General features: G+C 65.3%; 13 protein-coding genes. 10 read left to right on the plus strand and 3 right to left on the minus strand.

Features of this window, described 5'->3' with window-relative positions:
- Nucleotides 1-187 precede the first annotated feature (187 nt).
- From atzF to G513_RS0120370, 7 genes are all read left to right on the plus strand, one after another.
- Nucleotides 188-2,017: an allophanate hydrolase gene (gene atzF / locus G513_RS0120340; RefSeq protein WP_436197948.1), complete on the plus strand. Its 1,830-nt coding sequence runs from the start codon at nt 188-190 to the stop codon at nt 2,015-2,017.
- Between the two features lie 29 nt (nt 2,018-2,046).
- Nucleotides 2,047-2,730, plus strand: a complete 684-nt coding sequence (gene biuH, locus G513_RS0120345) for a biuret amidohydrolase (protein ID WP_022978704.1) — start codon at nt 2,047-2,049, stop codon at nt 2,728-2,730.
- A 101-nt stretch (nt 2,731-2,831) separates the two neighbouring features.
- On the plus strand, nt 2,832-3,236 hold the full coding sequence (gene hpxZ, locus G513_RS0120350; protein ID WP_022978705.1) for an oxalurate catabolism protein HpxZ: 405 nt from the start codon (nt 2,832-2,834) through the stop codon (nt 3,234-3,236).
- Between the two features lie 35 nt (nt 3,237-3,271).
- Nucleotides 3,272-3,976 carry a GntR family transcriptional regulator gene (locus G513_RS0120355; RefSeq protein ID WP_022978706.1) on the plus strand — a complete coding sequence of 235 codons (705 nt, stop codon included), beginning with the start codon at nt 3,272-3,274 and terminating at the stop codon, nt 3,974-3,976.
- A gap of 550 nt (nt 3,977-4,526) precedes the next feature.
- On the plus strand, nt 4,527-5,399 hold the full coding sequence (locus G513_RS0120360; RefSeq protein WP_022978707.1) for a hypothetical protein: 873 nt from the start codon (nt 4,527-4,529) through the stop codon (nt 5,397-5,399).
- Nucleotides 5,400-5,436: 37 nt separating this feature from the next.
- Nucleotides 5,437-6,117, plus strand: coding sequence for a cysteine hydrolase family protein (locus G513_RS0120365; RefSeq protein ID WP_022978708.1), 681 nt, complete (start codon nt 5,437-5,439; stop codon nt 6,115-6,117).
- Between the two features lie 58 nt (nt 6,118-6,175).
- A complete protein-coding gene (locus G513_RS0120370; protein ID WP_028475815.1) occupies nt 6,176-7,768 on the plus strand; it encodes a hypothetical protein in 1,593 nt (530 codons plus the stop codon).
- 41 nt (nt 7,769-7,809) lie between these two features.
- Here the strand turns inward: G513_RS0120370 and G513_RS24410 are convergent, their stop codons facing one another.
- The 3 genes from G513_RS24410 to nadB are packed head-to-tail and all read right to left on the minus strand — an operon-like array spanning nt 7,810 to nt 11,244.
- Entirely contained in the window at nt 7,810-9,039 is a 1,230-nt protein-coding gene (locus tag G513_RS24410) for a molybdopterin molybdotransferase MoeA (RefSeq protein WP_022978710.1), read from the minus strand.
- 14 nt (nt 9,040-9,053) lie between these two features.
- A complete protein-coding gene (mobA, locus tag G513_RS24415) occupies nt 9,054-9,653 on the minus strand; it encodes a molybdenum cofactor guanylyltransferase MobA (RefSeq protein WP_022978711.1) in 600 nt (199 codons plus the stop codon).
- 1 nt (nt 9,654) lies between these two features.
- Complete coding sequence (gene nadB, locus G513_RS0120385) at nt 9,655-11,244, minus strand: L-aspartate oxidase (protein ID WP_022978712.1); 1,590 nt, start codon at nt 11,242-11,244, stop codon at nt 9,655-9,657.
- 131 nt (nt 11,245-11,375) lie between these two features.
- Between nadB and rpoE the strand changes: the two genes are divergently transcribed.
- The 3 genes from rpoE (at nt 11,376) to G513_RS0120400 (ending at nt 13,883) form a co-directional block, all read left to right on the plus strand.
- Nucleotides 11,376-11,948: an RNA polymerase sigma factor RpoE gene (gene rpoE, locus G513_RS0120390; protein WP_028475816.1), complete on the plus strand. Its 573-nt coding sequence runs from the start codon at nt 11,376-11,378 to the stop codon at nt 11,946-11,948.
- Between the two features lie 142 nt (nt 11,949-12,090).
- A complete protein-coding gene (locus tag G513_RS0120395) occupies nt 12,091-12,771 on the plus strand; it encodes a sigma-E factor negative regulatory protein (RefSeq protein WP_022978714.1) in 681 nt (226 codons plus the stop codon).
- A complete protein-coding gene (locus G513_RS0120400; protein ID WP_084711661.1) occupies nt 12,771-13,883 on the plus strand; it encodes a MucB/RseB C-terminal domain-containing protein in 1,113 nt (370 codons plus the stop codon). The genes G513_RS0120395 and G513_RS0120400 overlap by 1 nt, the downstream gene beginning before the upstream one ends.
- Nucleotides 13,884-14,027 lie beyond the last annotated feature (144 nt).

Consider the following 14,027-nt stretch of genomic DNA (forward strand, 5'->3'; position numbering starts at 1 on the left):
TACGGGCGCAAGAACCGAGCCTCGGAACGGGCAGCTGAGTACGTCAGATGACGTAGCTGGGTGATCGCTCCTTCTTCCGCGAGTGGGAAGGCCGGGATGAGGGCGTTTGGCACATGGCTTGCGAGGTCATGTACGCTTACTTGTATACATAAACCATCGGCAGGCGATCGTGGCGCTAGACGCAGGAATCGACATCGCAAATTCCCCGCAGCTTTCGGCAGCGGTGCTGCACGCTGAACTGCGTTCTGGCGCGCTCAGCATCGTTGCGTTGATTCAGCGCCTGCTGGCTGCGCGTGAAACCCTCGCCCGTCCCGAAATCTGGATTTCGCAGCCCTCCGATGAAGCACTGCTGGCCGAAGCCGCGAGGCTCGATGTGTTGCTGGCCGAGCATGGCGTCGCGATTCTCGATCGCCTGCCGCTGTTCGGCCTGCCGTTCGCAGTCAAGGACAACATCGACGTTGCCGGCGTGCCGACCACCGCCGCCTGTCCCGCGTTTGCCTATACGCCCGAGCGCTCGGCGACCGCCGTCGAACGCCTGCTGGCCGCCGGCGCGCTGTATGTCGGCAAGACCAATCTCGATCAGTTCGCGACCGGCCTGGTCGGCACTCGCTCTCCTTATGGCGTGGTGCGCAACGCGGTCGATCCTGAATACGTGTCGGGTGGATCGAGTTCCGGTTCAGCGGTTGCCGTCGCGCTTGGCCTCGCGGTGTTCGCGCTCGGCACCGATACCGCCGGCTCGGGCCGGGTGCCGGCCGGCTTCAATGGCATCGTCGGCCTGAAGCCGAGTATCGGCCTGGTGTCGACGGCCGGCGTGGTGCCGGCCTGCCGCAGTCTCGATTGCGTGTCGGTGTTCGCAAGCAGCGTTGCCGATGCCTGGCAGGTGCTGGCGGTGATCGCCGGGCCGGATGCTGACGACTCTCGCTCGCGCAGCTTGCCGATGGCCGCGCCCTTGCCACGCGGCGTGCGCATCGGTCTCGATGCCCGGCCCGAATTCTTTGCCGATGCCCAGGCGACTGCCGCCTATGAAGCGGCGCTGGCAGCACTGCAGGCCGATACCGCGATCAGCCAGGTCGATCTCGATCTGAGCCCGCTGACTGCCGCTGCCGAACTCCTTTATCAGGGTCCGTGGATCGCCGAGCGGCGTCTCGCGGTCGGCGACTTGCTGCAGACACAGCCGGACGCGATCGATCCGGTGGTCCGCAGCGTGATTGCCGACGGCGCGTTGTTCAGCGCCGAAGACCTGTTCGCGGCCTCGTACCGCATGGCCGGCTATCGCGCGGCAGCGGTGCGGATGTTCGACGGCATCGACGCGCTGCTGGTGCCGACGGCGCCGACCCATCCGCGCATCGCCGAGGTGCAGGCCAATCCGATCGGCCGCAACAGCCAGCTCGGCTACTACACCAACTTCGTCAATCTGCTCGATCTGGCGGCGATCGCGATTCCGGCTTCTCCGCGCACCGATGGCCTGCCGTTCGGCCTGACCCTGATCGGCCCGGCCGGCAGCGACCATCGGCTGGCGGTGCTGGCGCTGCGCCTGCTGCAGGCGTTCGGTGATCAGCCGGCCGGCGCGGCGCCGCGTCTTGCGGCCGATCCGCTGCCGTTCGCGGAGCCGACAATTTCGGTTGCCGTGGTCGGCGCGCATCTTGCCGGTCAACCGCTGAACTGGCAGCTGATCGAATGCGGTGCGCGCTGCTCCGCGCTGACTCGAACCGCGTCGCGCTATCGCCTGTATGCGCTGGCCAACACGACGCCGGCCAAGCCCGGACTGGTGCGGGTCGACGAGGAAGGCGAGGCGATCGAGGTCGAGGTCTGGGAGATGCCGCAGCGGCAGTTCGGCCGGCTGATGGCCCAGGTCGGCGCGCCGCTCGGCATCGGCTCGCTGGAGCTGGCCGATGGCAGCTGGGTCAAGGGTTTCATCTGCGAACCGATTGCGGTCAGAGGCGCAGTCGACATCACGCATCACGGCGGCTGGCGCCGCTATCTTTCCGCCAATGGGGCGGCCAACCGCGCCGCCTGAACTCCATCTTCGACAAGGACGTAAGCACCATGACTTTCCAGACCGTTGTCGCCGAACCCTACGCCTGGCCCTGGAACGGTGATTTCACGCCGGCCAATACCGCGCTGATCGTCATCGACATGCAGACCGACTTCTGCGGCATCGGGGGCTATGTCGACAGTATGGGTTATGACTTGTCGCTGACCCGCGCGCCGATCGCGCCGATCAAGATGCTGCTGACCCGGATGCGGGCGCTCGGCTTCACCATCATCCATACCCGCGAAGGCCACCGGCCGGATCTGTCCGATCTGCCGGCCAACAAGCGCTGGCGCTCGCGGCAGATGGGCGCCGGCATCGGCGATCCCGGCCCCTGCGGCAAGATCCTGGTCCGCGGCGAACCGGGCTGGGACATCATCCCGGAGCTGTATCCGGAGCCGGGCGAGATCGTCCTCGACAAGCCCGGCAAGGGCAGCTTCTGCGCCACCGATCTGGAGCTGATCCTGCGCACCCAGGGCATCGTCAACATCGTGCTGACCGGCATCACCACCGATGTCTGCGTGCACACGACGATGCGCGAAGGCAACGACCGCGGCTTCGAATGCATCCTGATCGAGGACTGCTGCGGCGCCACCGATCACGGCAATCATCTGGCGGCATTGAAGATGGTCAAGATGCAGGGCGGCGTGTTCGGTGCGGTGGCTACGTCGTCGGCGTTCCTGGCGGCGCTCGGGTAGGGTGGGCGAGCGGTATCCGCCCACCGATTCGCAGCCATCAGACTTTGGCGCACGGTGGGCAGATGAAGCTTGCCTACCCTACTTGCGGCATCCTTCCCTTCATGGAACCCGATTCGATCAACCGCCCCGAGGTGCTGGCATCGCTGCGCGCCGCATTCAATGCCTACGAAGCCGCGCTGCTGCGTCACGACGTTGCCGCGCTCGATGCCTTCTTCGATGACGATGCGCAGACAGTGCGCTACGGCGTCTCCGAACTCGGCTACGGCATCAAGGCGATCCGCCACTATCGCGCCACGGCGGCACCGGTTCACCCCGAACGCAAGCTTCGCAACATCGTGATCCGCAGTTTCGGTCAGGACGCCGGCAGCGCCTGCTGCGAATTCCTGGCGCCGGACACCGCGATGATCGGCCGTCAGACGCAGACCTGGGTGCGCATCGCCGGTGCCTGGCGGATCGTCGCGGCGCACGTCAGCCTGCTGGACCCCGAGCGGGTCTTGCCAAGCTAGACTGCGGCCGACCCCGCTACTCCACCTGCACGAATATGGCGCAGCAGCCCGCCAATCCACTGGCCGAACAGGTCTACATCCGGATCAAGGACGAAATCTTCGATTTCCACCTGCTGCCGGGCGATCGCTTCACCGAAACCGATCTGTCGCTGCGCCTCGGCGTGTCGCGCACGCCAGTCCGCGATGCGCTGTACCGCCTGCGCCGTGAGGGGTATCTGGAAGTCGGTTACCGCAGCGGCTGGAGCGTGGTGCCCTTCGATTTCGAGCGCTTCGACGAGCTTTACGACCTGCGCATCATGCTCGAGGAAACGGCGGTCGAGCGGCTTTGCCAGGTCGAAGGCGAACAGCCGCTGGCCGGGCTGAAGGCGATCTGGCTGGTCGCCGAAGATCAGCGCGAAACCGATTCGCACAAGATGGCCGCGCTCGACGAAGCCTTCCACTGCACCCTGGTGGAAGCCGCCGGCAACCGCGAGATGCTGCGTGTCCATCGCGAACTGACGGAAAAGATTCGCATCATCCGCCGGCTCGATTTCCTCAAGGACAACCGCATCTCGGCGACCTACGACGAGCACGCCAAGATCCTGCGCCTGATCCTGCGCCGCAAGAGCACCGAGGCGGCAATCCTGCTGCGCTCGCACATCACGCAGAGCAAGAGCGAAGTCCGCAAGATCACCTTGCACATGCTCCACGAAGCGCGCGGCGCGATGCAGCGTGGCAGCGAGATGGCGTCGGCCCGATAGCGCGCTGCTCCTGATTGTTTGATCCCCGGCGCCTTCGTGCGCCAGCGTGCAGCGAGCCGCACCAGGCTAGGGCGGGCTGCCGACGCGTTGCGCCTTCGCGGGTCGGCGAGTTCGAAAGCCTTCTTCTTCCGGGAGAGGGTTGGATGAGGGGCAGCTCTCATCGAACAGAGCGTCCGCTTCTTCTGGCTGCGTCCCCCACCCCAGCACCTCTCCCGTGGGGAGAGGGGCTAACTCGCTGATCAGCCGAGATTTCTGGCTCTTGTCAGCGGACCCGCATTTCAGTCCTTTCCCCACATGAACTCGTGAGGGCGACGCATTGCGCCGCACTTGGCACGAGCTGTGCTCTAGGAAAAATACAAACTTGCATACAAATAAGAATTCAACATCGGCGATCGATGTTGCCTGGCCTCGGAGGGGAGGCAGCTGCTGACGGCGCATCGTCAGATGGCGGGCAACGCGGAGCCGGTTCATCCATTGAAACCGGACATCCGGGGAGCACGCGATGCGCGAGAAAATTCGAGCTGGGATTCGGGGAGCGGTTGCGGTACTGGTGAGTGGCGTGCTGGCTTCGGCATCGCTGGCAACGCAGGCGGCCGACGCCGCGCCGGGATCGGCGATCCATGGCTTTGGCGACATGACGTTCAAGAACGACTACATCACGCCGCGCGGTCTGCTGGTGACCAATCAGGGCGTGACCACGCAGATCCTGGGCGGCCTGGTGTTCCTGACGCCGGGCAATACCTCGATCGTCGTCGGCGCCTGGAACGACATCAATTCCGATCCGGCCAAGTACGTCGGCCCGACCAAGACCGGCGCCTGGAACGAGTTCGATTATTTCGTCGGCCTCAACTGGCAGGCCACGCAGAACCTGAAGCTGGGCGTCAGCTACGTGGTGTTCCTGAGTCCGCCGGATGCCTTCCAGACCGAGCACAACGTCGAGTTCAGCTTCAGCTACAAGGATCCGTACTCGATCAATCCCTACCTGAAGGTGTTCTGGGCGGTCGGCGGCGATTCCACCGTGGTGCTCGGCCGTCGCGGCGACACCTTCGACGTCGAAATCGGTGCCGCACCGAGCTACACCTTCAAGTCCTCCGGCGTGACGATTTCCGCGCCGACCTGGATCACCGTCGGCCCGTCTAGCTACTGGTGCGATTCCAATGCCGGCGCGGCGCAGTTTGCGGCGAGCATCAAGGGCCGCGGCTGCGCGGACAGCAACTTCGGCGTGTTCTCCACCGGCCTGAAAGCCTCGATTCCGATCACCGCGATCGGTCCGCAGTACGGTTCCTGGTCGTTCAACACCGGCGTGCAGTACTACAACGTGCTGAACGGTTCGCTGGTCGATGCCCAGGCACTGACGGTCAACTCGCCGAAGGGCTATCGCAACGTGATCGTGCCGTTCGCCGGTTTCGGTTTCGGCTTCTAGCCGCGCTCCTGCCCCGACTTTTGCGAGGCGATCGTCCATGAACACCAAAGCCATCGAAATCGCTGCCGAGCCGTATCCGTTCCTGTTCGACCCGGCGGCGTGCGCGCTGTTGATCATCGACATGCAGCGGGATTTCCTCGAGCCCGGCGGCTTCGGCGAAATGCTCGGCAACGATGTCTCGCAGTTGCGGCGAACGATCGAGCCGAACCGTCGGCTGCTCGCTGCCTGGCGTGAAGCCGGGCTCCTGGCGATGCACACCCGCGAAGGACATCGGGCCGATCTGGCCGATCTGCCGCCGTGCAAGAAGATTCGTGGCCGCGCCGCGCAAAGCATCGGCGACCGCGGCCCGATGGGGCGGATCCTGATTCGGGGCGAAGCGGGGCAGGACATCATTTCCGAGCTGTACCCGCTGCCCGGCGAGCCGGTAATCGACAAGCCCGGCAAGGGCGCGTTCTGGGCGACCGATCTGCACGCGATCCTGCAGCACAAGGGCATCAGGCAACTGGTGGTCACCGGCGTCACCACCGAGGTCTGCGTCAACACCACGGTCCGCGAAGCGAACGATCGCGGCTACGACTGCTACGTGCCGGAAGACTGCGTCGGCAGCTACTACCCCGAATTCCAGGATTACGGCCTGCGGATGATCAAGGCGCAGGGCGGCATCTTCGGCTGGGTGGGGCGTTCGGACAGCTTGATCGCAGCATTGAAACCAATCTGATTTTCGTCTGATTCCAGGCTGTTATTTGGGGCTCAACAAGCAACACGAGGGCATCGACATGGCAAGCACCGCGACACCATCCAGCTTCAAGCCCGCACTCTGGGTTCCGGGTGACTGGAACGCGTTCTTCGGCTTCGGCACCAACATCCTGGTCAACATGCTGACGCTCACGGCGCTGCTGCGCTATGTGCTGAAGCTGCCGGACGATCTGATCTTCGGCCGCATCCTGCCGGCCACCGGCCTGATGCTGTTCCTGTCGACCATGTACTACGCCTGGCTCGGCTACGGGCTGGCCAAGAAGGAAGGCCGCAACACGGTCTGCGCGCTGCCTTCGGGCATCAGCGTGCCGCACATGTTCGTGGTGGTGTTCGTGATCATGTTGCCGATCGCCTCGCTGACCGGCGATCCGATCAAGGGCTGGGAAGCCGGCCTGACCTGGGTGTTCGTGCAGAGCTTCGTGCTGATGGCCGGCGGCTACATCGCGCCGTACATCAAGATGATCACGCCGCGCGCTGCATTACTTGGTGCGCTGGCCGGCGTCTCGATCGCCTTCATCTCGATGCGCCCGGCGCTGGAGATGTATACCGATCCGGTGATCGGCATCGTCTGCTTCGCGATCCTGCTGGCCAGCTGGTTCGGCGGCGTGCGCTATTTCAAGGGCCTGCCGGCCGGATTGATCGCGATCGCGGTCGGCTCGCTGATCGCCTGGGGCGGCCTGGCCTTCGGCTTCAACTTCGGCGGCATGAGTGTCGCCAAGCTCGGTGATTCGTTCGCCAGCTTCGGCTTCTCGGTGCCGCTGCCGGTGTTCGGCCACATCTTCTCCGGCTTCCAGTTCATCGCCGTGATCCTGGTCACCGCGATTCCGTTCGGCATCTACGATCTCGTCGAAGCGATGGACAACGTCGAATCCGCCGAAGCCGGCGGCGACAAGTTCCCGACCACGCGAGTGATCACTGCCGATGGCGTCATCAGCCTGATCGGCTGCTGCCTCGGCAATCCGTTCATCAACGCGGTGTACATCGGCCATCCGGGCTGGAAGGCGATCGGCGGCCGGCTCGGCTATTCGGCGGCGACCGGCGTCATGGTGCTGGTGCTGAGCTGGTTCGGCATCCTGGCCTTGATGAGCGCGATGATTCCGCTGGTGGCGATCTCGCCGATCCTGCTCTACATCGGCATGCTGATCGGCGCGCAGGCGTTCCAGGAAACCCCGCGCAGCCATGCGCCGGCGGTGATCATCTCGCTGATCCCGCAGGTTGCCGGCTGGGGCAAGCTGATGGTCGACAACGCGCTCGGCGCGGCTGGCACCAACGCGGCGACGGTGGGTCTCGACAAGCTGGCCGGCACCGGCGTGCTTTATCACGGCCTGGAGATCCTCGGCAGCGGCGCGATCCTGACCAGCCTGATCCTTGCCGGCCTCACCGCCTGCATGATCGATCGCACCTTCGCCAAGGCCGCTATGTTCTCGCTGGCCGGCGCGGTGATGACCTTCTTCGGCTTCATGCACAGCGAAGCGATCGGCATCGCCAAGACCCCGGCGGTGGCGATCGCCTATCTCGGCGTGGCGGCGATTCTCTATGGCTGCGCGAAGTACTCGGGCGTCAAGGCGCGTGAGCCGGAGCCGGTGCATGGCGATGAAGCGGTAGCGCACTGAGTCATTCTCCTTCCCCCGCATTGCGGGGGAAGGAGCTGCGGCTATTCAGGCAACGCAATCCAGCGCAGCACCGACCCGGCAGCGACGTTGTCAGCTCCGGACTCAACCCACACCAGCACGTCGGCGCGTCCGAGGTTGCTGAGCATGTGCGAATCCTGATGCGGCAGCGGGTTCAGGCGAGCGACGCCCTGCGCATCGTGGCGCAGGCCCATGCGGACCAGGCGGGCGCGGTCTTCGTCGCGTTCGACTTCGAGATCGACCACGCCTGTGGTCCAGCCGAGATCCGGCAGACGCTGACCTTCAAGACAGCTGAGCACCAGACGCGCGTGCAGCACCATGCCGATCAGCACGGCGCCGGGATTGCCGGGCAGTGCCAGCATCGCCCGCTGTTGCGTCTGGTCGTCGCGGATGCCGAAGAACATCGGCTTGGCCGGCTTCTGGGCGACTTTCCAGAACACCCTTTGCACGCCGAGTGACTCGGCAGCGGCCGGCAGGAAATCCTTGTCGCCGACCGAAGCACCGCCGGCGGTGATGACCAGATCGGCTTCATCGAAAGCCTTCGCCAGTGCCGCACGGACGGCGTCCGGATCGTCCGGCAGATGCTCGGCGGTCGGTGCGTCGTGGCCCCAGCTGCGCAGCAACGCGGCGATCAGCGGGCCGTTGGAATCGTGGATCTCGCCGGGCTTCAACACGCTGCCCGCCGGGCGCACTTCGTCGCCGGTGACGAACACGCGGATGCGTGGCCGGCGATGGACGCGGACGGTCTGGACTTCGGCGTTGACCAGCGAAGCGAGCAGGCCGGGGCCGATGCGGTTGCCAGCGCCGGCCAGCACGGTGCCCTTGGCGAGTTCCTCGGCCTGCTGGCGGACATTGCGGCCTGCACCGAACGGCGCGGTGAAAGTCAGCTCCCCGTCGAGCAACATGGCGCGCTCCTGGGCAATCATCGCGTCGGCGCCCCGCGGCATCATCGCGCCGGTGAAGATGCGCGCCGCGCTGGCCCGCGGCAGTTCTGGCTGCACGGGCTGGGCGCTGGCGGCGACTTGCAATGCGATCGGCAGGCGCACTGGATTCGAAGGTGTTGCGGCCGCGACATCGGCAGCTCGCAGCGCATAACCATCGAGGGCGCTCTGCGCGAAGCGCGGCAGATCGGTCGCGGCGTGCGCAGGTTCAGCGAGCACGCAACCGAGCGCGGTCAGGGTCGAGACCGTTTCGGCTGGCAGTGGACGCAGAGTGCGGCCATAGGCGGCGAGGGCGTCTTCGAGCGGGATCATCACTTCTTCCTTGGTTACAGACCGCTGTCCAGGGTATCGGCCAGACGCAGCTCGGCGTCCTGCCATTCCTCCGGCGTGTTGGCGCTCCAGGCCCAGCGCGGCCATTCCGGGAACGCGGCGATCGCCGTTGTATGGCGAGCAAACCACTCGCGCGGCGTGCGGCCGCCGGCGGCGAGATAGGCGAGCAGATCGTCGAGCAGCGCGCGCGGCACCAGGCAGCACAGCGGCTGCGGGCCGAGGCCGTCGTCGGCGTGGGCGATCGCGGTATGGGTGGATCGGCGTGCGGCATCGAGACGCGCGGCGAGATCGTCCGGCAGCAGGGGCGCATCGCCGGGCACGCAGAGCAGATCGTCGCCGGTGGCAGCGGCGAGTCCCGCGGCAAGTCCGGCCAGCGGGCCGCAGTGGGCGTAGGCGCCGTCATCGACCACCGGCAGACCATAGGCCGCGTACTGCGCGAGGTTGCGATTGGCGCTGATCAGGATGTCGCCGGCCTGCGGTGCGATACGCTCCAGCACTCTTTCGATCAGCAGCCGGCCGGCCAGTGACTGCAGTGGCTTGTCGACCCCGCCGAGGCGGCTGCCCGCACCGCCGCAGAGCAGCAGTGCACAGACCATGTCAGGGCGTCAGCACGGTCGCCGACGCCACCGCATCGGTGGCCGGAAAATCGAGTGTGTAATGCAGGCCGCGGCTTTCCTGGCGGGCCAGGGCCGAGTCGACGATCAGCTCGGCGACGGTCACCAGGTTGCGCAGTTCGATCAGGTGATGGCCGACTCTGTAGTGCTGGTAGAACTCGATGATCTCGCGCTTCAGCAGCTGCACGCGGTGGCGCGCGCGGAGCAGACGCTTGGTGGTGCGGACGATGCCGACGTAGTCCCACATGAAGGTGCGCAGTTCCAGCCAGTTGTGACTGACCACGACGTCTTCATCGGAATCCGAGACCCGCGATTCGTCCCAGGGTTTCAGCGGCGGCGGCATCGGCATGGTCGGCAGCGCGCGGATCAGGTCGGCAGCGGCGGCTTCGGCGAACACCAGGCATTCGAGCAGCGAGTTCGAGGCCAGACGGTTGGCGCCGTGCAGGCCGGTGCTGGCGCATTCGCCGGTGGCATAGAGGCCGGTGATATCGGTGCGGGCGTCGAGATCGGTGACGATGCCGCCGCAGGTGAAGTGCGCCGACGGCACCACCGGAATCGGCTGCGTGGTGATGTCCAGGCCGAGCTTCAGGCAGTGGGCGTGGATCGACGGGAAGTGTTCGCGGACGAAGCTGGCCGGCTTGTGCGAGATGTCGAGCCAGACGTGCTTGACGCCGAGGCGCTTCATCTCGTGATCGATTGCCCGGGCGACGATGTCGCGTGGCGCCAGTTCGCCACGCTCGTCGAAGCGCGGCATGAAGCGTTCGCCGACCGAGCCGTCCGGATTCGGCACGTGCAAGGTGGCACCTTCGCCGCGCAGCGCTTCAGAGATCAGGAACGAGCGCGAATCGCCGTGGTAGAGGGTGGTCGGATGGAACTGCATGAATTCCATGTTCGAGACCCGGCAGCCGGCACGCCAGGCCATCGCGATGCCATCGCCGCTGGCGCCATACGGGTTCGACGAATACAGGTAGACCTGGTTGGCGCCGCCGGTGGCGACGATCACCGCTTTCGCCGGCACCGCTTCGATCGCCTTGCTGTTGCGGTCGTAGAGATAGGCGCCGTGGACGCGCTTGGCGGCCTTGTCGACGATCAGGTCGACGGCGACGCTGCGTTCGCGGACGGTGATCAGCGGATGTGCCTCGGCCAGCGAGGCGAGCGTGGTTTCGACGGCGTGGCCGGTTGCATCGGCGGCGTGGACGACCCGGCGATGGCTGTGGCCGCCTTCGCGGGTCAGGTGGAGACGCTGACCACGCAGTTCACCATCGGCATGGGTGAAGACCACGCCCTGATCGACCAGCCAGGCGATGCATTCCGGGCCGCGTTCGACGGTGAACCGCACGGCCGCCTCGTCGCACAGGCCGGCGCCGGCGATCAGGGTGTCGCGGACATGGGCCTCGACGGAGTCGTCCTCGTCGAGCACGGCTGAGATGCCGCCCTGGGCCCAGAGCGTCGAGCCGCTGGCCAGCGTGCCCTTCGATACGACGCAGACCGCGTGGCCCGCCTCGGCAAGGCGTAACGCGGCGGACAGACCAGCAGCGCCGCTGCCGAGGATCAGCACATCAGTGGCGTTCACGCAGAGAGAGGCCTGGCTTGCTAGAATTTAGTTGTCATACGACCACGACAAGTCGCGGAGTTTAGCCAGATTCTTAGCCAGATTCCCCGATTGCGCGGGTGTGCGGCACCCGTGTCATCCTCCAGCCGCGCATGAGCCCTGACCTTACCGACGAACAACTGGTTGTCCTTGCGCAGCAGGGAGACATGCGCGCGTTCGAAATGCTGGTGCGCAAGTACCAGCACAAGATCGTGCAGCTGGTCAGCCGTCTGGTCGGTGATGGCGACGCTCATGACGTGGCACAGGAAACCCTGATCAAGGCTTGGCGGGCCTTGAAGGGTTTCCAGGGTAATAGTGCGTTCTATACCTGGTTGTACCGGATCGGCATCAACACGGCGAAGAATCACCTGGTGTCGCGCGGCCGCCGGCCGTCGAACCAGGACATCGATATCGCCGACGCCGAGCTGTATGGTCATACCGAGCAGTTGTCGGACATCGACACGCCGGAATCGCTGCTGCTGTCGGACGAGATCAAGGAAAAGGTTGGCGAGGTCATTGCCAAGCTGCCACCGGATCTACGCCAGGCGATCGTGCTCCGCGAACTCGAAGGTTTGAGCTACGAAGAAATCGCCGAGGCGATGGATTGCCCGATCGGTACGGTGCGCTCGCGCATCTTCCGGGCGCGCGAGGCGATCGATGCGGTCGTCAATCCGTTGATGAACTAATGACAAATTGGCGGTCAGAGCATGTGTGGGGCTGCAGTGCCAGTGTTGCTCGAGAAATTTTGCTGTTCGGTTGCCGGAACTTTTCCGTTCAGGCGCGGTTAATGTCCCAGTCAGTTAGCAGTCCGAGGCCGGAATGAGCGCAATGTCTGAAGAACTGCTGTCAGCCTTGTTGGATGGCGAGTGCACGCCTGCCGAAGCGGAGGCGGTGCTCGCGGCTATCGAACGATCGCCGGCGCTGAAAGCCCGCTGGAGCCGCATGTGCCTGACTCGGGACGCGCTGGCCGGCGTTGCCGTGTTCAAGCCGTCGTTCGACTTCGCAGCCGGCGTCATGGCTGCCATTGCCAGCGAAGCACAGACCGAGGCCCCATTCGAAGTTAATCCTCGCGTCGTCCCGCTGCGCCGTCCGGCAGTGGTGGCGCAGCCCGCACCTGTGGTTCAGCCGCAGCGAGTTGCTGCTCGCCGCCGCTGGCAACCGATCACCGGTCTGGCCGCTGCAGCGTCGATCGCGGCCGTTGCCCTGGTTGGTGGCCGCGCGCTGTTGAATACGCCGATCGATGGCGGAGCGATTGCCCCGGGCGCCTCGCAGGTCACCGCGTCAGCCAATCCGAACATCGTCAAGGTCAGCGCCGATGGCGAAATCATCGGCGCGGCTGGGCAGGATTCGCGTTGGGCTCAGCTCGACAAGGAAACCGCCCGTCAGCTCAACGACTACCTGCTGGAACATTCGAACTCGCGTGCCGATGCCGGCATGGGTGGTTCCCTCGGTTACGCGCGCCTTGCGGTGCGCACTGCGGACTATCGGCCGGCTGACGGTAGTCGCTGATGCGTCGCCTGCTTCTCTGCGCGGGCGTCGTTTGTGCCAGCACAGCTGCCGCCGCAGATATAGATCCCGGCGCCCTGCTGGTGCAGTCCGCCGAAGCTTCGCGGACCAGCAACTATCAGGGCGTGGTGATCTATCGCGGCGATGAACGCTTCGAAGTGCTGCGCGTTCATCACCGGTTCCAGGACGACAGCGAGCGCGAACGCATGGTGTCGCTGACCGGCGAACCCCGGCAGCTGGTGCGCATCGACAACCGCCTGATCTGCATCCTGCCGAAAGGCCGAGCAATGAGTGTCGAACGGCCAAGCCTGAAAGGCTTTCTGGCTCAACTGACGCCAGAACGCGTCGAGACGCTCAGGGAGTTCTACGAATTCCGCAGCGAAGGCGAGGGCCGGATCGCGGGCCGGCTCTGCGACGGCGTCACCGTGCGGCCGAAAGACCAGTACCGCTACGGTTACGAAGTCTGGACCGATCAGGAAACGCATCTTCCCCTTAAGGTCAGTCTGACCGGACCGAAGGGCGAGGTGTTGGAACAGGTGATGTTCACCGAAGTGTCGTTTCCCAAATCGATCCCCGATGACGCCTTCGAAACCGAAGTCGACATCCGCAAGTTCACCCTGATCACTCGCAACCTGCCGAAGCTCGATCAACTGCCAGCGCCAAGCCAGCACGGTGATCCGCAGGTGTCGTTCTCGAAACTGCCGCCCGGTTTCAAGGTGGTGTCGCATGATGACCGTCCGTTGCCGGGCGGCGCCGGCAACGTCGAACATCTGCTGCTGTCAGACGGCCTGTCGGCGGTGTCGGTGTTCTCCACCGTGCAGTCGCGCGAAGAAAAAGTGCTGAGCGGCGTTTCCCACATGGGCCCGGTACAGGCTTACGGTCGCGTGGTTGGCAGCTTTCACGTCACCATCGTCGGCGAAGTACCAGGCTCCGCGATCCGCATGATCGGCGACAACCTGCGCGTGCCGCTGCCGGGTCCTGCCCAGTCAGGGCCAGGGTCCGGCGTGGTGGCACCGCCGCGTGTCGATGCCGCGCCGAGTCAGTCGATCAGCGCGCCTGCCGGCCCGCAGCCGATCATTCCGCCGGATCTCGTGCCGGGCCTCAGCCCGCACTGAACTGGGCCGTTCGGGCGGGCCGATGACGGGTCTTGTTGCTGTGCCGATGCGGCCCATGTTCAACTGCCGCCCTGCAGCAAACCTCTTTATCTGACTGCCTCGCGCCCGGCCTGCTGCCGACGTGGCATTTCCCTCCGGGAGTTT

The organism is Nevskia ramosa DSM 11499, assembly GCF_000420645.1.
Lineage (GTDB): Bacteria > Pseudomonadota > Gammaproteobacteria > Nevskiales > Nevskiaceae > Nevskia > Nevskia ramosa.

Bases quoted from the DNA above. Each gene is read 5' to 3' on its own strand.
- biuH (WP_022978704.1), top strand. From the start codon at position 2,047: ATGACTTTCCAGACCGTTGTCGCCGAACCCTACGCCTGGCCCTGGAAC.
- hpxZ (WP_022978705.1), top strand. From the start codon at position 2,832: ATGGAACCCGATTCGATCAACCGCCCCGAGGTGCTGGCATCGCTGCGC.
- G513_RS0120355 (WP_022978706.1), top strand. From the start codon at position 3,272: ATGGCGCAGCAGCCCGCCAATCCACTGGCCGAACAGGTCTACATCCGG.
- G513_RS0120365 (WP_022978708.1), top strand. From the start codon at position 5,437: ATGAACACCAAAGCCATCGAAATCGCTGCCGAGCCGTATCCGTTCCTG.
- G513_RS0120370 (WP_028475815.1), top strand. From the start codon at position 6,176: ATGGCAAGCACCGCGACACCATCCAGCTTCAAGCCCGCACTCTGGGTT.
- G513_RS24410 (WP_022978710.1), bottom strand. From the start codon at position 9,039: ATGATCCCGCTCGAAGACGCCCTCGCCGCCTATGGCCGCACTCTGCGT.
- mobA (WP_022978711.1), bottom strand. From the start codon at position 9,653: ATGGTCTGTGCACTGCTGCTCTGCGGCGGTGCGGGCAGCCGCCTCGGC.
- rpoE (WP_028475816.1), top strand. From the start codon at position 11,376: ATGAGCCCTGACCTTACCGACGAACAACTGGTTGTCCTTGCGCAGCAG.
- G513_RS0120395 (WP_022978714.1), top strand. From the start codon at position 12,091: ATGTCTGAAGAACTGCTGTCAGCCTTGTTGGATGGCGAGTGCACGCCT.
- G513_RS0120400 (WP_084711661.1), top strand. From the start codon at position 12,771: ATGCGTCGCCTGCTTCTCTGCGCGGGCGTCGTTTGTGCCAGCACAGCT.